Here is a 20,977-nt window from a genome sequence, read left to right on the forward strand (position 1 = left end):
GTTGCAAACGTGGCACTAGCCGTTTCGGTGCCTGCTGGCAATCTTGCCGAACGAGATCTTCCTACGGAACGAGAAAGACCGCCAAAATTTGATCCATCGTTAGCGGAGCGTCAAAAGCGCATTGCTGGCGCGTAAGGGTTTTGACGCAATCGTCGGTTGTGCGGTTCAATTTCTCTGTGGGACATACGGGGGAAGTATCATGAATCTCAAAACAACCAATTACGGCGCCGCTCGAGGGATCTTGGGACTTTTCGAAAAGGTCAGCTGGGTCGTAATTGCGTTCGGCATACTCTTGGTGCTGAGCGCAGGTGCTGGCGCATCGCAGGCGTTCGCCATGCCCTTTGTCTTGGCAGCGCTGCCAGGCTTGTTCATTTGTCTTGTCGGCTTTGTCTGTCTCGTGCTCGTTCAGATGGTCAAAGCCAATGTGGATACGGCCGACTACACCTATCAGGTCTTGAGCGTGGCCCGAGACCAGCTCGAGGTCTCGCGCCAGGCCCTCCAGAAATCTGAACAGGCCATCACCTACGCCGCTCGACAAGCCACACGCACGACGGCGGTGGCGAGCGTGCAAGCCGACCCAGCAGAAGCGAACCAACGAGCCTCCTATGCGACACGACCTGAACCACCCCAAGCAACGGGTGAGGCTGCGATCCCCTCGTTCATGCGAAGTGATGCAGGGCCTACTAGCGCCAACAAAATCACCGACTACCGTGGCGCGCAGATTGAGCGAACCATTCACGGCTATTCTGTTCGAAATAGAACATTTGCCACGCTGGAACTGGCGAAGAATGCAGTGGACGCCAAGCACCTCCAGGCATCGTTGGAGGACAGTCTGGGATCGGCCCGATGACCCCCATACTCACCCCCAACCTCTATGGGGGTCCAGTGTGGGGGTACGTGGGCACTCTTAGCGGAACATGCCGGCACGCAAAACGCACCTTCGCCTCCGCGACATCTCTCCCTCTCGGTCGAGATCTGCCGATTCCCCGTACGGCAGAGCCCCAAAAGCCATTCCGCCCTTTTTGTCTGTCCAGCTTCAGGAGAAGTAGATGCGGGTGTCACTTTCTCATGAAGCTGTTCGTCGCGGCTTGCTCCTCAAGAAGACATACTACGAGGTCCATCTCGACGTTCACTTCAGCCATGAAGAGATGCAGGTCATACGCGAACGGAACCTAGGCAAGACAAAGCTCTTGGATCGGCGTCCGGCGGATGCCCGCGTGGATGATCGCGACGAGAAGTTTGAGCTTCGTTTGGAAGATTTGATGCGCGCGAGATCGGATCGGTTTTTGTGTGCCACACCGTCAGCCGCCAAAATCTATGGAGAGCAACTTCTGGCAGCGCTTGCACAGGTCAAACTCTGGATTGGCGACAATGCAGAGGTCGCCGGACGTACCGTGGTTGAGTTCTGATGGCAGGTCGCTCGCTTGGCGAGAGCTGGGAAGGCATGGTCCTCCTGTGGTCGGCCGTCGTCGGAGGCTTCCTGCTCTTGGCGCTTGTGGTCACACCCATCGCCATGGTCGGGGTCCCAGCCTATATCGGGTATCGCTTGTGGCGGGACAGCCCGGCGCGCGCTGAGAAGATAGCCCGAGAAGAGACCGAGGCACTGTACAACCATGCGTTGCGCGGGCGGGTTGAGCTGACGGATGCTCAGATCGAGCGCGGGCTCACCAAGCACTGGCCCTCCGACCTCCCGGATGTGCTCCGCATCCAGCTGCTCGACCTTGGGAAAGCAATCTACGCGGCTGAGGGGCTCTCCCCGGACATCCCGTCTCCACCTGCGCTCTGCAACACGTTGGAGGGCGGTCGCTACCGGGATCAGCTTGCACGCTTGGGCCAAGTGCGCCACGACCGTGGAATGGCCGAGACGGCGTTGGATATCATCTCACAAAGCCTTGCACCCATCGCCCACGCCGCGCCTCCCTTAGACGGAGAGGTGCTGGTCGAAGTTACGCAGTTCGTGGATCCTCTCGGTGAGACCGTGGAGGCAATGGCCGCTCCGTTCTTTGCCGATACGCCCTACGCGCTCTTCAGGTCGCTTCAAGCCCAATTGGACGCAAACCTGCGCTCCACCGCCCGCTCTGGCAATCCGATCTTCCCGCGGGACTACAAAGGGGACGATCTGCTGGAGACCTATCTCAAAGGCACGCCGCTACGAGACGCCTTCCGACTGCGCACGCCGTTCTCCATCCCAGAGGATCGACGGTTTGAGCATCTTCATATGGTGGCAGGGTCCGGCCATGGCAAAACGCAGACGCTGCAATACCTGATTGCGCAGGATCTCCCGCATATCGCGCAACAGGACCGGTCCGTCGTTGTGATCGACAGTCAGGGAGATCTCATTGGCACGATCCTCAAGCACTCCGATTTGCCACCAGATCGCATTGTGCTGATCGATCCTGAGGACATTGCTTGGCCGGTCAGCCTGAACCTTTTCTCCGTCGGCCAGGAGCGTCTAGAGGGCTATGATGCGCTGGAGCGCGAGCGGCTCACCAACTCCATCATTGAGCTTTACGACTTTGTGCTTGGCTCACTCCTAGGTTCCGGCATGACGGCCAAACAATCGGTCGTCTTCCGCTATGTGACCCGCCTGATGTTCCACATCGAATGCGCGACGATCCACACGTTGCGTGATCTGTTGGAGCCGGAGGGCTCGGCTCAGTTTGCCGATGACATCGCCAAGCTTGATGGCACCGCGCGGCGCTTCTTTGAAACTGAGTTTGACGGCAAGGAGTTTGCGACGACCAAGAGCCAGGTGCTGCGCCGTCTTTATGGCATTCTCGAGAACCAGACCTTCGAGCGAATGTTCTCGAACCCTGAGACCAAGTTCGACATGTTCTCAGAGTTGAACGCTGGAAAGCTCATTCTGATCAACACCGCGAAGTCGCTTCTAAAGGAGCAAGGCACGCAGGTTTTTGGCCGGTTCTTCATTGCTCTCGTCGCGCAGGCCGCACAGGAGCGCGCGACGATACCAGACCGCGAGCGGCTACCAGTCCATGTTTATGTGGATGAGGCCCAGGATTACTTCGACCACAATCTAAGTGTGATACTGAGCCAAGCGCGGAAGTATCGCGTGGGAATGGCCATGGCCCATCAATATCTCGGCCAGCTGGCCCATGGGTTGCAGGAAGCGTTTGAGGCGAACACGTCGATCAAGCTGGCCGGTGGGGTGTCACCGCGCGACGCGCGGGCGTTATCGGGCATGATGAATGCTGATCCAAACAGCATGAGCAATCTGCCGAAGGGAACGTTCGCCACATCCATTCGTGGGGTCACGAATCGGGCCGTGCCACTGTCCTTTCCGTTCTTCGTTTTGGAGAAGAGGCCAAGGGCGGATGCTGAGGCGCTGGAAGAAATCCGAAATCACAGCCGAAATTCGTATGCGGCCCCATGGGAAGCCAAGACAAACCATGGTCCGTCAGGAGAAGGTGATCAGGATGGCAATGGTCCTGATGATCCCGATGATGACACGCTGAAGCCCTCGACAGAGCTATAAGTACGCGTACGCTTGAGGCATGAGTCATCATGATCGCCGTGGGCGCGCCACCTTCCATGCCATTGCCAAGCGCGACGATATCTCACCAAACGAGCGGGATATACTTTGGTTCAAGCATCTGGAGCGGCACGGGCCGCTCACATCTTCGCGGCTTATTGCTTGGACTGCTGATACGCATCGATGTAAGGACACGGCGTTGCGGCGGCTCCAGGCGCTACGAGCGGCCCAGTTCCTCTACCTTCCCGAACAGCAGCGAAAAACTGAGCGAGCGGAGTTCAAACCGTACGTCTATGATCTGGCCCCGCTGGGGAAGATGTTTCTTCGGGACATTGGGCTCGCAGAGAAGACCGTACGCCCCAAGGGTCATTGGTGGCATCTTCACGAGACGGCGATGTTTACGGCTGAGATCGACTTGGAAGTGCAGCTGAGGGGGTATCGGTTCATTCCGGCGCACGAGATACTGGAGCGCAGCGGGGCGACCCTCGCGATCCCGATGGGTCGCAGGAGACTCATTCCCGATCAGCTTTTTGCGATCGATTACGGCGGGTTATTCCGAGCCTTCATGGTGGAGGTGGACCGCGGAACCGAGCCGTTGGCGTCAAGCGCGATGCGGAAGTCGTGGGTCGCTTCACTGAAGCAATATTCTCAGGTGTTTGAAACCGGTATTGCAAACCGACACTACGGGCTCCGGGCGCCGATACAAGTGATTTGGAAGCATCACACTAGTGTTCGACTTTCGGCATTCGAACAGATTTTGCGGGCCAGCGCTGCTCACTGGATCAACCGGCATCTGCGCCGCGTTCGAGGAATGCCGGGAGAGCTGTTTGACGGCTTGCCTTAGCAAAAATGGGCGGAAAGCGGTCCTTCGTTGCAGGAGCGCATTTTTATTAACGAGTTAAAGAAAGCGGACGTTCGCTAGAGATGTTCTCACCGCAACATCCAATAAGCTTCAACGCTTGCCGCTCCTTAGAACTCGTGTCATGTGCTTCCGCGTTTCTTCTCTGCTGCGACGGCCTTCATATCTCTTAGCAGCCTTTGTTTGTTCAACGAGTCTGGATTGCCGAGTGCTTTATCACCTACGGACTTCCGAATGCCCTCGACGATGTACTTGGTGTGAGATCGCAGTTCCGTGTTCCGTCCGCTACCCAAGTACTCGCGCTTCAGGGTGCGCATAGAGGCCGTGAGAAGTGTTTTGTCTTCACACGCTTTGATACTTTCGAGATAGGCCTGTTGGTTGGGTTTTGCGGGTAAAGCAAGGAGCGCGTCACGAGCGAAAAGCGCGCCCATGCTTGACAGTTTGGGTAGAACCGTCCGCAAGGCGACTGAAAGCTGTGGGTTCTTGGTGGCCTCAGCAAGGATCCTCGAAACAGAATTTGGTGCGTTGAATTTGAAATCCGCGACGGATTTTGCACGATCAGTTGCCGCGCCATAGTTGATGAACCTTACCCCACCAGCGACTGTCACAGGGGAGGTCGCTATGTGAGAGCGTGCAGCACTCATGAAGCCCACCCAGATCTCCGCCGCACGATATAGCTTCTCAAGATGCCGCAGCTTTTCGTCCGCGGGTATGTGGAGAGCGTTTCGGATAAGTTGCGCGTATAGCCGCATTGCGACCAACAGCTTCGCTTCCAACTCAGAAACTTCTGTCCGCCGACTGATGCCACGCCTCCGAAGTACGTTTGCTAGACGTTCGTTGTTGCGGCTATCGGCCACTTCTGGGTCTGGTTCGGTACGGTCAAACTCCGCAAGTTCCTCCAGTACTTCTGCTACTTGCTCGGGGTCATCCTCAGTCGATGCTTGCCACTCGCTTGTTAGATCAATGCCAGCCCTTGAGTACTGCTCCAACAAAAGCTCCTCTAACCCATCAACTTGCGTAAACAGTTGATTAAGTACTGCGCCCGTATCAGTGCCTTCAAGCTCACCGTAGAAAACGATTTCGTGGTGATGCTTGAAGAGGTTGTCTTCCGACGTAATCTCTGTAGCAAACGCCGGATCCGACTTCATCTGGCGGGCTACGAAGTACGAGAACAAATAGTCCGCTCTAAAGGTAATTTGGTGGCTTTCGCTCACCAAAATGCCCTTTTCTTCAAACTCTTTGAGCAACCCTCGCGGGAGCTCCATCAGAAAATTTGACTCGTAGTCACTTCTGACCTGTTTCCATTCTGCGTCTGAAAGACCCCCGTTGTCTCCTTCGAGAATTTGCCGTGCAACAAAACTCAAGAATTCAATCTTGTCATGTGACGAAAATGTGCCCTCGCGCACATCTTCAAGTTCAAAGCGACCCAAAAGGCACTCGACATATCGATCCAGAAGCCTGGCTTTGTTTATCGGACGAAAATCATGATCTTGAACCAGTGTTTCGACAAGAACTGCAACTGTACTTGGGAAAACCGGCTCATTGATTTGTGAAAGGGATTCGACCGCGTGGTTGGCCAGCCGGTCGATTATTGCTTTGTCCGTAATGCTCTGTCGGTGCGTAGAAATGACTTCTCTGATTTCTGCCACTCCTAACTCGCCAAGCTCAAAAACATCATCGTCTATAAGTGACATTGCGGGGTAGTCAGCGCTTGAGACGGCTTGACCGACTTTTTCAGTCCGGACAAACGCCGTGATGGGAACTTTTGGGAAGAACTGAAGCATAGTTTGGCGGAAATTATTGAAGTGTTCCGCATTGCTTAGGTTCAACCCGTCCACAATCAGGCGGATTGCTCCTTGGTGAGCAAGGTGTTCCATTTCAGAAGTAGAAAAACGTGTCAAACAGGTCTGAACCATCGACCGAACAATTGACGCTCGGTTCACGCTAGCCTCTCCAGCATCGAAAAAGACTGGAAATACGCCAGTAGTTGCAACTCTCTCGGCGATGCCCTTAAACGTCAGAAATGCAGAGGTGCTGAGGCCTGAGTCGGCGGGCGCGATCACAAATCTGTCTCTAGCGCTTTCTTCGTAGAGAACGGAGAGTGGCACGGGTGCTTCGAGCCATTGGTCTTCTTCATCAAACGCCACTTTTTGAATCTGTGGGGTTATGAAGCTTTCAATGTAAGTCGACTTTGCTCGAACATTGCGGCGATGCCAATCAACAAAATCATGCGGAGTGTCAGCGAGAAATCGCTGCGTTAACGCGGGAAGAGATGGGGATTTCTGGAAGAACTCGCGATCAGCATCCTTTGGGTATGCAACGCCTCCTGGAGCAAAGTCCTCGCCGACAACAAACAAGCGTTGGTTTTTTGAGTACGATCTGTAACATATTTCCGCTGCTTTGCTTCGGGTGTTGCAGCGAATAATTGCATAGCCATTCGTACCCTTTGACCAATCTGCCCGAAGCGGTGGCGACTGTATCAAGCCAGCACCTGATCGATTGCGTATGAGTTGGGTCATATCTGCTGTGTGCACGTGCCCGTACAGGACTAGGTCAAACTTCTCCGTCGCAATGGAAGTGACCGCATCCCGTGTCACGTCTTCCAGCCAATCGAACGGATGGTGCAGCAGAAGAACTCGAAATCCTTCCGTGGGTAGTCTGTCCGCATATGTGGAGAGAATGTGGGGTTCGACCCTAAGTTTACCACGATCACTGTCACCCTTGTCACGCTGGAGGGAAAGCCAAGTGGAGTTCATTCCGACAATTGAGACTTCGCCGACTTGTTTGATGTAGCCGAAGAAAGACTGCGCCGCGTAAGGAGAAAACAGGTCTTCCAGTGCTTTGTAGTTCTGAAGAGGCCCATCTGTGTCTCGCTCAAATGGCGATGGAATAAGGCTGTTTTCAGAAAATAAGTAGCTGCTAGCACGATCCTTTAAAAATTTTGCGGCCTGTTGCGGGTCGGTAAGTTCTCTTTGAATGTCGTGATTGCCAGGGACGACGGCAATTTGGTGATCAGCTTCGATCAGCGGGGCAAGAAGAAGCTCGAAGAGGACATCGTACTGCTCCCTGTCGCCTGACTGAACGAGGTCTCCAGAGAATGCAGTGATGGTGTTTGATCCAAGCGGCAACTTAGTTAAGTCATCGCGCAACTTCTCGATTCGAAAACGGTTTTCTACGTCATTCTTGAAGTGGAGATCGCTCAAATGAACAATCGAGTATTCCATCTATCGTGACCTTTTCTGCTCGGTTTCGTGGCCGCCATCGAGGGAAGTTATCCTGCCGCGCAAAAGGAAACCATAGATAAAATTGGATTTGGGTATGCGACGTTTACCTGTTCACAGAGGTATCCGGCAGAGTTGCGGAAAGTTCTAGGTTCGCTTGAAGTTCGACTCGGATCTCTTGGGCGATGGGTTTGAACGGGTGTAAATGTCCGCTTGCTGAAGGCCGCGCTACAGCATCTCCAATTGATGCCAATGACGGGTTGGGGCCTGTGTTCTCGGAAGCGTTTTGGGGACGTTAGCATTGGGGCACGGCAGTAACTATTGTTTGACCATGGCGGCCACCGAAACGATTGTGTCGCTCGTCTTGCGGCTGTGCTCCACAAAAGAGATGGAAGGCGCGCCCAAACGGAAAAACAGCAGAACGAAAGATCTGTCCGCTGCGCTATAGGAAAACACCGCCGAGCCACAACAATGCAGTTTCTTTCGCCAATGCTCTTTGTACTAGCAGCCTGAGTGACCGCAGACGCCAATCAGTACAAAAAGGGTTGCAGCCCGGCCAGAATTTAGCAACCTTCCTATCAAGTAAAATGGTACTTTGGAATGCTCGGCATATGCGGTGAGATGAATTCTGAGGATAAAAATGGTTTTTCGAATATATTTGATACTGTTGGCGATCTTATGTGCTGCTTGTACACCGGGCAGTGAAACGTATCGCTTTAGCGGACCAGGGACCGGTCTATTCTCCGAACGTATGCCGGACGATTCAGACCGGTTGGAACGGTATTTGGCTGAACTTTGTATTCAAGCTGGAATTGGTGAGGTGACGGACCAAACACGTGGTTGCAGGTCGGCATTGACCTCACGTGACTACGGCTTACTGACAGTGACCGGATTCAACGACATCGACACGCGGTGCGACGAATATCTCGCTTGGATTGATCGCACCCGTACGGATCGACGTGTAGTTCAGGGCGGGTTGAATTCCGTCTCCTCTATATTGACGAATACCTTAACCACCGCAGGTGCTGCGGCAGACACCTTGGCCTACACAGCGCAAGCTTTTGGGTTGATCGGTGTCCTCCACGACGCATCAACGACGACCGTTTTGATGTCGATGGAAGCCTCGACAATCCGCACGGTGGTGTTCGAGCGCCGCCTGGCGTTCCGTCAAGCTACGCGGACAGCGACCATCAATACTCGCCCGGAAATGATATATTCTCTGCAGAGTTATCTGCGGATTTGCACGCCCCAGACGATCATGCAAAACATAAACGAATACAGCCGAGGGGCGGCTTCGGGCAACCCCGTGGACGTCGCCGCTCAGGTGCGTGCGGAGGTCGCAGCGGCAACACCGTTAAGCGCTGGAAGCGGTGGCGACGAAACCAATCCGAACTTAGTTGCGCCGTCAGATTGCACCACAGGGACTCGGCTTATGTTCCACTCACCGGCAGGCTATGGGTGCGAAGATATCGCCGACGTCCAACGCGCGATTTGTACGCAAGTCGATCAGAGTGTCGGGCCCGTCACGCGTGCCGCGATCACGGTGTGGGAACGCGTCGCAAGCGATGACAATGGTACGCTTGTGGTGCGCGATGGAAGGCTCTCAGACGGCGAGGTGCGGCAACTCTTGGAAGGCCCGCGGTGCAATTCGCAATCTTACCCAACGTTCCAAAACTACTTCGAATTTCAACTATTATTGCAACAGCCAAATGTCCTCCCCTCGCTCATTGCATTTTTGAACGAACGCTACCCTGACGGGGGTGCGGTGCCAGCCACTGCGAACATGGCCAATTTAGAGCTTCGCCGAAAATTCGATGCGGCTGCGCTTGATTTGACTCCCGAACGCGCTGCGATTTTTCAGGGACAACTCACGCCTGATCTGTTCTTACAGATCATTCAAGCTGCCCAAAATTAAGGGATCTGAGCATGAAGATATTCAAAATGCCTGCGGAAGTTGGTCTTGGTAACTTTCCGGAGATCTTTGAAAGTCCAGACGCAGAAGATCCGATCAAGACGGTGTTTTTGGGCAGCGCAATTTTCTTGGTGCCTGATCCAACGGACGTCGAAAATGATAGGACGCCCGTAGAATACATGACATCCGCTGCTTCTTCGGGGGGATAACGGGTTGGATTGAGACGCGGTTCCTGACGGAAGAAATCGATGCTGAAGAAATCGCGCAAAAGGCGATGTCCTTTGATGAAAAGATCTTTGTCCGGGCGTGCCTTCGGTATCAGTTCAAGGCTCAGGCGGGATCCCCGACGGCGTTTGCCGCATCGGCTGAGTTCGTCATCGCATTGGCGATGCTGATGAGCGGGCTAAAGTCGGAGAATTTTAATCGCCCCGATGGGCGGGCCGGACCATTTCGTATTTCCGAGCTGGATTGGCAGCGATACGCAGTTGCTCATCCAGAAGGCAAAGCACATACACTCCGGCGGTTCGGGGCACTGTCCAACCTTCCTGCTTTCGACTGGCTCACGCGTCAAAATTACATCCAATATCAAACTCTCGCCGCCGAGGCTGGATTAAGCACCAACACCGGCCAGCCTGGCGTCGAAGACAAGCCCATCCCAAGCTTTCTAAACTTGCTACATTGCCACATGTTCGGCGCAGAGGCAGCCCTTGCACTGCAGATGGCGCATAGCGGTGACGATCCGAATGTGCCGTTACGAACGGCTCTCACGCAAAGTCTGCCAAATTTTGATGCAGCGATGGCGCCGTTCGTCGATGTTTTCCCAGTTGGCCCGACGACAACGGCGCACGCTTTTGTGCTTGCGACAGCGACCGCATTAACCAAGGCGATCAAGGACGCCTACAGCAAAAAGATCAAAACGTATGCGCCGGATTTTATTAGGCCGATCGTCAAAGGAAATGCGCCTTGGATGGCGGCCGCTGAGGCCGAACAGGCTCGATGGGAGGGCCTTGTCGAAAGCAATTCGGACGGTAGAGCCATGGTGGTGGAGTATTTCCAGTCCGTTGGTATCGTCGCGGATGGCACCGAAGCGTGGTGCGGAGCATTTGTTGGCCACAACGTGGTTCAGGCAGGGCTTGCGGACACAGTGATTGACCTACCTGGTTTGGCTGTATCTTGGAAGGCTTGGGGCAATCGCGAGTTGCCGCTTAGTATCAAAACCTCTGATATACCCAAAGGGGCCGTCATTGTGCTGTCTCCGACTGAGCCTGGCACCTCTGGGCACGTCACCTTCTTTGCAAATGCCCTGGCAAACCCAGACAAACTGGAATGCCTTGGCGGGAATCAAAAAAATACTTGCAAAATCTCAGAATATGACCGCAGCCGTGTTGTAGCGATCCGTTGGATGGAGAACGGCACTGGCAGTCATGCGGCCCTCCTGGAGCGCTCGCGGGTGCTTGGGGAGCAAATCGTCGTCGCTCAGACGCTCTATGGCGAAGCGCGAGGTGAGGCGGACAGGTCAGCGCGAGAGGCTGTTGCAAATGTTATAGTGAACCGGGTAGCGGCCAATCGACCACATTTCGGGTCCGGTTTTGTTGGAATCTGCCATCAGCCCTGGCAGTTTTCATGCTGGAACGAGGGCAATCCAAATGTTGACGACATGGTGAATGTGGTCGATGCGCCAACGCCGATCTTTGAGGAATGCCTTGAGATTGCGGCGCTTGCAATTGCTGGTGATTTGCTGGATTTGACCGGCGGCGCCACGCATTTTCACGCAGTGAATATTGCGAAACCCGATTGGGCAACTGGGCCAGGGGCTCGACTGTCGGTCCAAATGGGAAGCCATTTGTTTTACACTGGCGTGCGTTAATAAGGGGACGATCCCAACGGGATTGCCTCCCGATCTCGGGTTGACTGCAGCTCGGCATTTAAAGTGCTTAACGAACTGAGGTAGGCGAACAACGGAAAACAGAATTGCCCAATCCAGTTCTTTGGTCAGCCCTGATCAGGGTTTGATACATATTAACCGTCGGCAATACTGTTTTGCGAACTTCGCCTTCCATCTTAAGAACATCGCCAAGCCAATCCCGTGCTTACGGCACACTTCAGCCGTCGCCACACCGCTCTCCTGCCGCTTCGGGTTGGCGACGATCTGCTCTTCGATTATCCGTGATCTCTTCATTCTGTTCATCTCCTTCGTTGGTACGAACTCTGCCGCAAATCGGAGGACAAAAAGGGACTCAGCTCAAAGAGACTATTCATTCGCCGGATTGAGGCAGAGCCCGAAAGATCTGATTGGAGACATCGGTGGCCGACATGCGTAAACTCTAGGAATGCAATTGGGGGGAACCCGTGCAATTGCATAGAAACTATTCACTACGCTTCGCTTTGCAGCGCCAACATAGTGGGATAACAGCACGCCGCTTCTCCTTCACTTCTCTGAGCAGCGGACGGCTCAAGATAGATTGACGTAAGCGCATCAGTTGAGGAGGAGACGAGCACTCGCAAGCAGAGACTTGGCCTCTTGTCGCGCGTCATTGTTGTTGGCTTCTCGGGCTCGGGCAATCAGCGTCTGCGCTGCGGATTTCCGCTCATCTGGCACCACGGTTGTAGCCAGTACCGCCCCTATCGCCTGTAATTCAATCTCAAAATCAAATGCGTCTGTTGGCGGCACAGCCATTGTCTGACCGGTATCCTGCTGGGCTCGATGCGCCGCCGCACGGCCAACTCCTTGCGAGAGAACGTACCCCCAATTCCACCAAGAAGGGTTCCAAGTGTATTTTCTTGGAGGATACCGGACAACCCAAGACTCATCACAACGCTGAGGATTATGGTCACCGTTACAAATTGAATAACCTGCCCGGAGCTGACCCATTCGTTCACAACATGTTCTGGGAAAAACCTAACGATCCAAATACTGGTAATCCCAAAAATGCCAAAAACTGCTACAAGCAAAAATATTCTGTCGTCAAGGTTCTCGCGGAGGCGATTCTGCTCGATTGCCTGACTTATCTCATCGCCGTCAGAAGTCAGTTTTTCTTGCGCTCGCTCGATTTCCTCTAAGAAAGAGACAAAACTCTGCAAACGATCTTGGGCAGATGTTTGTGCTGCAACCATTTCCGCCGATACTTGTTCAAAAAGAGATTGCAGATCCGTTCTAAGTCTCGTGCATTCCCGAATATCCGGCACCCGTGACGCAATTTGCCGTAGTTCCTGCTCCGAGAAATAAAGATCGTAGCCTGGGTACTGAGCTCGCAGCCTAGTCACCAGAGACTCGGTAACAGATTGACTCCTCACGAACTGATCGATCAGTGTGATCCAATCATCGAACGACCTGAGCACTTCCAACAACTGAGCTTCGTCAAAAGACTCTGTCTCACAAACCTGAAATAAGGTGCCTTGAGCATTAGCGTTCTGCAAGAATCGCCTAATTTCCTCGAGCTCCGAACCCAGCCTCGCGATAGATCTCTCGTACTCAATACCAACTCGACTGAGCTCATTCTCGAGGCCCGAAATTGTCTGAAGTAGCGCCGTGGCTTCTGAAACTGCAATATCGGAAACGTCTAAACCATTTGCTTGCGCAATCAATTGTCTATCAGTCGGAGAGATAAGTTCAGACTGCGCGGATAGAGGCAATGAGACAAGGGCAAGCAGTGCGCAGAGGAGAATTTGCGTCAGTGCTGTTTGTATCTTGCTTTGAAGGATGAAAAGACGTTTTTTACGATCAATGCGCATTATGAATACCGAGGATATCAACCACCATTCAAGGTACTCCTCCATTTCGATTATGTCCAGTGCCTGGACTCATCCCAACAGCGTTAGTCAATCACACCCTTTGGAAAACCACTAGCTTAGGGTTGAATTGGTGTTTGTAGCTCTGATGAAAAAATTGAGTTGCCGTGTAAGAAATATTCGTGCCCCTTTTTGAACTTAAGACCGAGCGTCACGGTGTTCGCAAAGTCGAATCTCTGAATACTAGTCTCAACTAAGAACGGTCCACGGTTGTGCTTGTTTTAGCACTGCAAGGTGTCAACGCAAGATTTTCTAATCCTCCAGCCCTCCAAAAGCCGTCATGAGTCCTGGTAGCCCGACCCTACTTCTCCTTACTTGAAAGACACGCGATTGGAGCGGAAACACACGAAGGTCCGGTTTTAGTGGCCCTGCTGAGCATACGAGCCCAACCGCGGTTGTCGGCTATTGGCCGTCAATTCCGGTGGCGAAAAGGCTAGCTTTGAGAGGCATAGACCACAACGACCGAGGTGCGTTGAACATCAGGCGGCGCACGTACGGAGCCCCTCGATATCGCAGCGCGTGAGCCGCCGGGCCGTTGCGCGAAAGACTCGTACAAATGGCATACATCTGTTTCCACAGTGCTTCCACAGGATCAAGAATTGGCCGAGCGCCCGACAGAGTGATCAGCCAATACCCTGAAAACAAATAGGAAAATGGTGCCCCCAGAGAGACTCGAAATCGTTAATTCTTTGTCTTTCAAATATATTTACTAATATATATCAATACTTTGATTGGCTTTGCGCTAGTTCAGTACATCGCTCCAACTAGCACAATTGCTAACACAGTTTTGTGACCCCCGAGCGATATCTGCCATAGTCACCATTGCCAAGTCGTTGCGGGTTGGTCTGTTCCACCGCGATGTTCGATGGCGCACTATAGAACAGTACGGTAGACCAATTCACGTGATGATTAACCGCTCAGGATATTTCTTCGTTTGTCCTCAAATTTCCTTAAGAAAACTATTGAGACTCTTGCGAAACGTGCTGCTTACCGCTGCTCGAACCCAGATTGTCGATGCGTTACAGTCGGGCCTAACGAGGAAGCTGACAAAGCGACACTGATTGGCGAGTCCGCTCACATCTTCGCCGCAAACCCCGGTGGCCCCCGTTATCGGGACGACATGACGGATGCGACGCGGAGTGAGATTACCAACGCGATTTTTCTTTGCAGTAACTGCCATACAATGGTGGACAAAGACCCAGGTAGGTACCCTGCGGATCTGTTGTTCTATTGGAGGGAGATTCATGAAGGCTACGCGGCAAGTGAGCTTGGGAGCAAGTCGGACGAGCTTCGTCATGATCTAGAAAACGAGCAACTTCGCGGGTTTGAGAACTATCCGCCGATCGTTCGCCGATTGGTGATCGACAAACCGGTGTTGTGGGAGCTTCAACTGACGTCGGAGCTAATGCACCATCTGAATGATCCGCTGTTCATGAAGATGCAGGAACTACGGTCAGGCCAATACACGCGACCTGTAGTGACAGTTCGGCCCGAAGAAGCCGGGTTGTGGATTGATTCTACGTCTCAGGAAATGTGGCGCCTGCTTATGCCTTTCGAGAAGCTATTGCCCCGTCTGGATGCAAGCTGGGGCGAACCTGGACAACCTGGCAATGCTCGAGAAATTCTCCGGTCATGTGAGCTAATCAGAGATGCTTTGGAACGCGTCGTGGAACATGAGGAACGAATAACCTTTGTTCACTTGCCAAGTCATTTCCAAGAGATGCGCGACATGATGGAAGACCTCGTTTCGTCGCAGGCGCAAAAAATGCAAGAGGTTCCGCAAACCTTGGACGAAATCTTTGTGATGTACGACCGGGGCGAGATAACCGAGGACAAACCCTACGAAGAACACAAAACAATCGTGTTTGAATTGCCAAAGGGCTGGGTGGAGCGTTTCAACAAAGCATGTGATAGAGCGGCAAGGATTGAAAACGAACCTCGCCTCGCTTTCCAAGATGCTTCGCGCAAATCCAGTATGAGTTGGGGTTGGACGCTTTTCATCATCGCATTTTTGTTAACGCTCGCGATAGTCCTCTAGCCGCCTTTACGGGTCTCACTTTTGGTGATTGCAGTAAGACCCATGTGGGTGGACGGATCGGGCGGACCTTGCGCGGCTTGGAAGGTCGCTGAGGCCGTGATGGCGGTGTCGGTATAGTGCGTTTATGCATCGTCACCGCCCCGCACGTCGATTGAGAATCCCGCCGGACATCGACGCCCCTGCGATCTCGTTCCTTGCCATGGCCCGGACGTTCTCGGCTACAGCACCGGCGACACTGGCGCCTAGTGCTTCGCTGTCATCGCTGTTCCGGCCTTCGACTGTGACTGTGAATTTGAATCGATACTACCGGCGCCTAGTTCGATCGGCGCGAACGCAGAGAAGGTCGGGTTTGAGCCCACTTTGACCGATGCTGCGCCGTGCACGAATGTCCGGTTCTTATGAGGCGGTAAAAAATGTGACAAAATCATACTGGATTTTGTAAAAGATCAGCGTCACAAGAATTTCCAACGAATTCGGCAAATCGATGAACGGTGACAAAAGCGACTATATTTGGCACAGAAGGCGCGGCAACTCGCAACCTAAAGTTGCATTAGGGGGACGGTTTTCGAGCACACGCTTCAAGCGGTGAGTTCAACCAACCATCGCATAACTCTTTGAGATTCATAATCAAAAGTGTGGTTTGATCAATTAGCGAAGCAGGTAATATGCTAGATGTCGGCTACACGGGCTAGGCAGCTCAAAGTCGTGACTGAAGTTCAGTCTGACCGAACACGTTCAGAACGCAACCAACGAGCTCACTTCGCGATCAGAATTGGCGCCAAAACTATTGGCGGACTTCTTGATGAGCCGTGTCAAGCGTCACTTCGCACTCTCCAATCGTCCCCTGAGCCGACCAAGTTGTTGGTCGAGCAAACTTCGACTTTCACTATCGGCAAACACGTTTTTTAAGCTTTCCAGAAAACGAACGGTTTCGGAGTCGCCAATCTCCGCCGACAGACCATACAGAATTGCGCGGCCATCATTGAGCCCAAGTGACAACAGTTGCATCTCGGCGTCTCTAATCGAGCGAGAGATACCGATCTTCCGAAGCTCATTTTTGAGCTTCACTTTTTGAGCGTCAGCTATCTCTCGATCACTAAAGAACTCTTGGATTTTTTCCTTAGCTGCTGAGAGAACCTCTTGCGATTGGAAGATTCTTATCGTGATCTCGAGTTTAGCGATCAAGGCAGAGCTTGGAAGATACTGCTCCTGGAATTCCTTGTCGCGCCGTTTCATTTCCAGTGATATGTTGCTCATTTCTTTTTGATACTGAAAAATGTTCTTTCCCAGCAGCCACGCTATTAGTACAGAAAACGCAGCTAGAACAAATGTTGAAAAAGCAACAGCTAGCGCAATTGCATCAGCGACGTCTATCCCCATTTAATCCTCCAGAAGCTCAATGATTTCCTCTAGATTTGGAACTGCAGTTTTTCGCCAAAGTCGAACATTGTTCTTTTCCGAATATGCTTCCATTTTTGGCCAGATTTCTGTCGTGTAATTTGCAGTATACAAGATAACTCGTTTAGCAATACCCTCAGTAAAAATACGATCTTCTAACAATAGGTTGGCCAATGTAGTACCTGTCACAGTAAAGTTCTCAGTGATGGATCGACCAAAGCGGCCAGAGTCTTTGCCACCTGAAAGAGTCACATCAAGTAGGATGCGCGCTTTCTGCGGATCAAACTCCGATGATGTGAAGTATTCATATGCGGTAGTCGCATCGTTAAACGAAGTCACTTCGAAATCGAGTATTTCAAGGACACTTGCTAACGCAGTGCAAAAAACCCTTTCATCATCTACAATATAGATCTTATCCATCTAACAAAGCTACCCTCACTCCAAAAACCGCACCGCCGTTTTTTGCTTTCCCAAGATACAAAATCTCTCCTCCCTCTGCTTCTAAGGCAGACCTGCAAACGGCAAGCCCCATTCCAGTCCCGCGTAGACTGGCGATTACTGCCTTTCTCGATCTCCATCCTTCGCGAAAGATATTGCCTTCGTCGTTAGCATTGACGCCAATACCATTGTCAGAAAACTGAAATTCCAACAATGATTCTTGAACGGACCAAGAGATAGATATCTTTGGCCGTGAGCCTTCTTTGGCATACTTGATTGCATTCTCAGCGATATTTCTGACGGCGAGGTAGAGCGATTCTCCGGAAACTTTAAGCGGTGGTATTTTTTGGATGCCTGCTTCGGACGGCTCGGTTGTCCATATCATCCGAGCCGAGCCCACCGTGTTCCCGTGATACATCTTGGTCATTAGCGGCAGCGAGCCTTCGACTCGTCGAAATACTTCAACGAAGGGTTTGTGACATGCAAGCATTGGGGTGGAACCTTTGACAGCCTTTTGCCTCCGTTCACCGTGGAGCTTAACCATCTCAAGTTGAAAGCCCATACCGTCGTGAACCGAAACACTGTCGCGCACAAGCAGCTCTTGTCTGTCCATCAAACTACGAATGGATGATATTACTCTTCTCAATTCACTAGCATCTTTGGCAGTTGCCCCACCTTGATCAAGTGCTCCTGCGCACAAAACTTGGCACTTCTCCATCAACAGGCTTTGACCCTTCAGGTGCAAGCCCAGCGTGGCCAAATCGGTTGTATAGCCGTGAGTGGATCTTTCTAAGTCATGCGCTAACCTAAGGGTTGCCATGTAACGTTGACCAAGGAACGCTATATGTTCGCAAAAGTGCTTTATTATACAGTAGTTCACTCTACCTAGCTGAGTGGGAATTCCAAAATTTCTGACATTCACAATTCTTAACACACCAATTGTGCTGGTAGAAACTTCCTTATGCTCATCTTGTCCCTCTTTCTTGCTGATCAGAGCATCTCGAAACTGGATTGGAAAATACCCTCGTCCGAAAATTGCACCTGTGTCTTCGCCAAATGTATTTTTCTTAAGTTTTGAATCTCGTGAATACTCCAAGACATGAGATCGATCCTTAAACGATCGTACTGTGTAGGACTTGTCGTATTCATAGTATTTCACATCACTGCGCCGAATACGTTTCCCGTTAATAGGCCGAATTCCCGTACTGGCACTCAGTGATAAAGAGTCGGATGAATCATCCCATAAGAATACGGACGCACCATCAAAATCTATATACTTTGGGAGTACGCGTGTTAGGCATTTGAATGTAAAGCTATTTAGGTCGCGAGTTGACGCAGATATTACTCGAATATCATCTGATAGATTTTCCATAATTGTTCTGAAGGCAATTTCCAAATTGTTGCTGCCTTCTCTCTGTAATCTAATGCGCTCGTTTAGGTCGATCACGCCAGCGAAAAACATTACGAAATCAATTGTCTTACTCTTGCTCTCTTGGAAAGAGAATTTAATTTGGTCGAACTTTTCAGCTAGGCCCTCAAATATGTCATCACTAATGAAGCGCTTTCCGGAAAGTTCAGGGGCATCGTAATTTTTGCAGATATTGAATGCCGCGTTCTTTCTTACTAAGGGCGCGCAAGGAGTGGCAACCAAAATTGGTTTGGCTCCAAGGCTCTTAGCTCTTGCCTCAATGTTTGCAACAAACTCTTGGAATGGTCTTGTCCTCAAGCTACGAACCTCGACAAGGCGTTCGCCGCACAGGTAATAATCATGTCCGTCAAGCTTTCTTGTTAGACCCTAAGATCATCCGATCCAACCATCTGGATGCAACTCCTGCAAGTCATTCCTTGGTCGAGGTGACACTTAACGTGATTGATGGGCTTGGAGCATAGTTTGGCGGTCCCTTCCGGCTTCCAGTGAAATTCGAGCTTTGAGAGGCGGTTTTCCTGTAAAGTTATGCGGCCAAATTCTGAAATCTCAATTTGTGGTTTTAGGACACTGATCTATTCCGGCGATCGCGTGCTCGCGGCAAAGTTGCAGGCCAAGTTTCGCCGTAAAAGGCCGTTCTTGCCCAGCTCCGAGCACTGAAGCGGACTTTGATGTAACTGCAGCGAAATGATGCTTTGCCCTGTAAAGCAGACTATGGACTGTCCGGGCTACTGTAGCGGTGCAAGAGTGACCGCTTTGGATAAGCTGCGTCGTAGCGAATTGAACCCGACAAAAAGTAGCTAAGGGCCGAAAGGGTCGGGTGGCCAGGTTTGCAACCCCGGCCACCCAGCTCCTGTAATCAGGAGTGTCTGTTAGGATCTTCTCTGCGCCGAATGCGTTCTTCAAGCCACTTCAGTATCTCTTCCTCAATCCAGCCCACCCGGTTCGGGCCCAACGGTACCCGCTTGGGGAATTGGCCTGCCTTCTCCAGTCGGGCAATATGTTGAGGCGAATACAGAACCAACTCCTTCACCTGACGTTTCGATAGTATCCTCATCACGATCTCTCCATGATTGAAGAGCATCGCGATGCTCGGGTTTCGACGAGTCTCCCGAGAGGCCACAACTTTAGCCTGTATTCATCAGTCTGGCGAGGAATTCGTCATGTGCCGTCATTGCGGCTCGCATCTCGTCAAGGTACGAATGGCGATTGTAGACGGCGGCAACACCGCTAATCGTACCTGACACATGGTTTAGAAGCTTCTCCGTCACATGGATCGGCGTACCAAGTTTAGCATGGTTGGTAGCAAAGGTCCTGCGAAGGTCATGTAGAGTGAATTGTGCAACGTCTTCCAGGGTTCCAAAAAACCGTTCGAATGACTTGCCCCAACCGTTGAAAACCGGTCCTTTGCCGCCGTTTGAAGGAAACAGATACGCACCAAGTTCCGGCACACCAAAAAGCGCATCTGCAACCAATTCCCCGTAAGGTAGCGAATGCGTCCGGCTGTTTTTCGTTAGTTCGGCCGGCAAGGTGATCAGCCTTTCTGTGCTATTGATCCAATCCCACTGTAAAGCAGCAACCTCACTTCGCCGCATTCCCGTCAATGCAAGTAGTGTAACTATGTTGCCGAAGGGGTAGGGAGCCTTTTCTGCCTTTCTGAGCACCTCCCGTAGCTCGTTGTCACTGAGGACGCGCTCGCGCGCCCTAGGCGGCTTAAACCAGCGCATCCCGGCCAATGGGTTGGCCTCCAGGTATTCTTCGCGCACGGCCCAGTTTAGCAGCGTTCGCGCGGCCACCAGCGCATGATGTTGTTCACCAGGTGTCGCCGGTCCGCCTCGGATCTTCGCCTGAAAGTCTTGCCGGGTGATTTCGGAGAGCTGCCGCTTTCCGAACCGAAAGTGCGTATTCAAGCGGCTTTGGTAGTACCTGACGGTGGAAGGTCGAAGGCGATGCTCACAATCCTTTAAGAACCGATCACGCGCGTCGGCCCAGGTGATCGACCTCTGACGATCCAAACCCAAGACGAAAGCGGCTTTCAGTTCCTTCGCTTTGTCACGGGCTTGCTTGAGGGAAATCGAAGGGTAACGTCCGATGGTCTTGCGAGTGCGGTTCGGACCGTAGACAACGACGAAGCTTTTCGTACCACCTTGGGATACCCGGACACCGAACCCTGAGAGGGCGCTATCCCAATGTGTCTCTTGCCCAGTTTCAGGTGCGGGCAGGGCCTTAAGCGTGCGATCGGTTAGTTGGGTGATGGGCATCTTAGGCTCGCTATAGGCTCTCAAAATACGTGTGCTTAGGGGTGTTTCGGAGATGCGCTATGTTCACCCTAATCGCATAAAATCACATTAAATCAATGCGTTGTACATGTCTATGCTCACCTATGAAAAACTATGTATTTTTCTT

The 20,977-nt window shown here is 52.2% G+C and carries 15 protein-coding genes and 1 pseudogene; 7 read left to right on the forward strand and 9 right to left on the reverse strand.

Annotated elements, in window-relative coordinates; all coding sequences use genetic code 11:
• Window positions 1-199: 199 nt before the first annotated feature.
• The 4 genes from ACZ1HK_RS00095 to ACZ1HK_RS00110 all read left to right on the forward strand — a co-directional run bounded on the left by ACZ1HK_RS00095 (window position 200) and on the right by ACZ1HK_RS00110 (window position 4,334).
• A complete protein-coding gene (locus tag ACZ1HK_RS00095) occupies window positions 200-850 on the forward strand; it encodes a hypothetical protein (protein WP_472626943.1) in 651 nt (216 codons plus the stop codon).
• Window positions 851-1,049: 199 nt separating this feature from the next.
• Window positions 1,050-1,409, forward strand: a complete 360-nt coding sequence (locus tag ACZ1HK_RS00100) for a hypothetical protein (RefSeq protein WP_472626944.1) — start codon at window positions 1,050-1,052, stop codon at window positions 1,407-1,409.
• Window positions 1,409-3,493 carry a type IV secretory system conjugative DNA transfer family protein gene (locus tag ACZ1HK_RS00105; RefSeq protein ID WP_472626945.1) on the forward strand — a complete coding sequence of 695 codons (2,085 nt, stop codon included), beginning with the start codon at window positions 1,409-1,411 and terminating at the stop codon, window positions 3,491-3,493. Before ACZ1HK_RS00100 ends, ACZ1HK_RS00105 begins: the two co-directional genes overlap by 1 nt.
• 19 nt (window positions 3,494-3,512) lie before the next feature.
• On the forward strand, window positions 3,513-4,334 hold the full coding sequence (locus ACZ1HK_RS00110) for a replication-relaxation family protein (protein WP_472626946.1): 822 nt from the start codon (window positions 3,513-3,515) through the stop codon (window positions 4,332-4,334).
• Between the two features lie 137 nt (window positions 4,335-4,471).
• Here the strand turns inward: ACZ1HK_RS00110 and ACZ1HK_RS00115 are convergent, their stop codons facing one another.
• A complete protein-coding gene (locus ACZ1HK_RS00115) occupies window positions 4,472-7,573 on the reverse strand; it encodes a metallophosphoesterase (protein WP_472626947.1) in 3,102 nt (1,033 codons plus the stop codon).
• Window positions 7,574-8,342: 769 nt separating this feature from the next.
• Between ACZ1HK_RS00115 and ACZ1HK_RS00120 the strand changes: the two genes are divergently transcribed.
• Window positions 8,343-9,485 (forward strand): hypothetical protein, encoded by a 1,143-nt coding sequence (locus ACZ1HK_RS00120; protein ID WP_472626948.1) that lies wholly within the window; start codon window positions 8,343-8,345, stop codon window positions 9,483-9,485.
• Here the strand turns inward: ACZ1HK_RS00120 and ACZ1HK_RS00125 are convergent.
• Window positions 9,463-9,750: a hypothetical protein gene (locus tag ACZ1HK_RS00125; RefSeq protein ID WP_472626949.1), complete on the reverse strand. Its 288-nt coding sequence runs from the start codon at window positions 9,748-9,750 to the stop codon at window positions 9,463-9,465. The genes ACZ1HK_RS00120 and ACZ1HK_RS00125 overlap by 23 nt on opposite strands.
• A gap of 6 nt (window positions 9,751-9,756) precedes the next feature.
• On the opposite strand from ACZ1HK_RS00125, the gene ACZ1HK_RS00130 reads away from it, so the two are divergent.
• Window positions 9,757-11,349, forward strand: a complete 1,593-nt coding sequence (locus ACZ1HK_RS00130) for a cell wall hydrolase (protein ID WP_472626950.1) — start codon at window positions 9,757-9,759, stop codon at window positions 11,347-11,349.
• A gap of 177 nt (window positions 11,350-11,526) precedes the next feature.
• On the opposite strand, the pseudogene ACZ1HK_RS00135 reads toward ACZ1HK_RS00130, so the two are convergent.
• Together ACZ1HK_RS00135 and ACZ1HK_RS00140 are read right to left on the reverse strand one after the other, a co-directional pair.
• Window positions 11,527-11,661, reverse strand: a pseudogene (locus ACZ1HK_RS00135) (transposase); the annotation flags it as partial.
• A gap of 443 nt (window positions 11,662-12,104) precedes the next feature.
• On the reverse strand, window positions 12,105-13,259 hold the full coding sequence (locus tag ACZ1HK_RS00140) for a hypothetical protein (RefSeq protein WP_472626951.1): 1,155 nt from the start codon (window positions 13,257-13,259) through the stop codon (window positions 12,105-12,107).
• 1,132 nt (window positions 13,260-14,391) lie between these two features.
• Between ACZ1HK_RS00140 and ACZ1HK_RS00145 the strand changes: the two genes are divergently transcribed.
• On the forward strand, window positions 14,392-15,309 hold the full coding sequence (locus ACZ1HK_RS00145) for a hypothetical protein (RefSeq protein ID WP_472626952.1): 918 nt from the start codon (window positions 14,392-14,394) through the stop codon (window positions 15,307-15,309).
• Window positions 15,310-16,128: 819 nt separating this feature from the next.
• On the opposite strand, the gene ACZ1HK_RS00150 is transcribed toward ACZ1HK_RS00145, so the two are convergent.
• The 5 genes from ACZ1HK_RS00150 to ACZ1HK_RS00170 form a co-directional block, all read right to left on the reverse strand.
• Entirely contained in the window at window positions 16,129-16,689 is a 561-nt protein-coding gene (locus ACZ1HK_RS00150; protein ID WP_472626953.1) for a hypothetical protein, read from the reverse strand.
• Entirely contained in the window at window positions 16,690-17,127 is a 438-nt protein-coding gene (locus ACZ1HK_RS00155) for a hypothetical protein (protein WP_472626954.1), read from the reverse strand.
• Window positions 17,120-18,871, reverse strand: coding sequence for a sensor histidine kinase (locus ACZ1HK_RS00160; RefSeq protein WP_472626955.1), 1,752 nt, complete (start codon window positions 18,869-18,871; stop codon window positions 17,120-17,122). Before ACZ1HK_RS00160 ends, ACZ1HK_RS00155 begins: the two co-directional genes overlap by 8 nt.
• 559 nt (window positions 18,872-19,430) lie before the next feature.
• Window positions 19,431-19,655: a helix-turn-helix transcriptional regulator gene (locus ACZ1HK_RS00165; RefSeq protein ID WP_472626956.1), complete on the reverse strand. Its 225-nt coding sequence runs from the start codon at window positions 19,653-19,655 to the stop codon at window positions 19,431-19,433.
• Between the two features lie 43 nt (window positions 19,656-19,698).
• Complete coding sequence (locus tag ACZ1HK_RS00170) at window positions 19,699-20,832, reverse strand: tyrosine-type recombinase/integrase (RefSeq protein ID WP_472626957.1); 1,134 nt, start codon at window positions 20,830-20,832, stop codon at window positions 19,699-19,701.
• Between the last annotated feature and the right edge of the window lie 145 nt (window positions 20,833-20,977).

Source organism: Gymnodinialimonas sp. JB5-7 (assembly GCF_055693405.1).

Coding starts and splice junctions, on each gene's coding strand:
- ACZ1HK_RS00095 (WP_472626943.1), top strand. CDS start 200: ATGAATCTCAAAACAACCAATTACGGCGCCGCTCGAGGGATCTTGGGA.
- ACZ1HK_RS00100 (WP_472626944.1), top strand. CDS start 1,050: ATGCGGGTGTCACTTTCTCATGAAGCTGTTCGTCGCGGCTTGCTCCTC.
- ACZ1HK_RS00105 (WP_472626945.1), top strand. CDS start 1,409: ATGGCAGGTCGCTCGCTTGGCGAGAGCTGGGAAGGCATGGTCCTCCTG.
- ACZ1HK_RS00110 (WP_472626946.1), top strand. CDS start 3,513: ATGAGTCATCATGATCGCCGTGGGCGCGCCACCTTCCATGCCATTGCC.
- ACZ1HK_RS00115 (WP_472626947.1), bottom strand. CDS start 7,573: ATGGAATACTCGATTGTTCATTTGAGCGATCTCCACTTCAAGAATGAC.
- ACZ1HK_RS00130 (WP_472626950.1), top strand. CDS start 9,757: ATGTCCTTTGATGAAAAGATCTTTGTCCGGGCGTGCCTTCGGTATCAG.
- ACZ1HK_RS00140 (WP_472626951.1), bottom strand. CDS start 13,259: ATGGAGGAGTACCTTGAATGGTGGTTGATATCCTCGGTATTCATAATG.
- ACZ1HK_RS00145 (WP_472626952.1), top strand. CDS start 14,392: ATGACGGATGCGACGCGGAGTGAGATTACCAACGCGATTTTTCTTTGC.
- ACZ1HK_RS00150 (WP_472626953.1), bottom strand. CDS start 16,689: ATGGGGATAGACGTCGCTGATGCAATTGCGCTAGCTGTTGCTTTTTCA.
- ACZ1HK_RS00155 (WP_472626954.1), bottom strand. CDS start 17,127: ATGGATAAGATCTATATTGTAGATGATGAAAGGGTTTTTTGCACTGCG.
- ACZ1HK_RS00165 (WP_472626956.1), bottom strand. CDS start 19,655: ATGCTCTTCAATCATGGAGAGATCGTGATGAGGATACTATCGAAACGT.
- ACZ1HK_RS00170 (WP_472626957.1), bottom strand. CDS start 20,832: ATGCCCATCACCCAACTAACCGATCGCACGCTTAAGGCCCTGCCCGCA.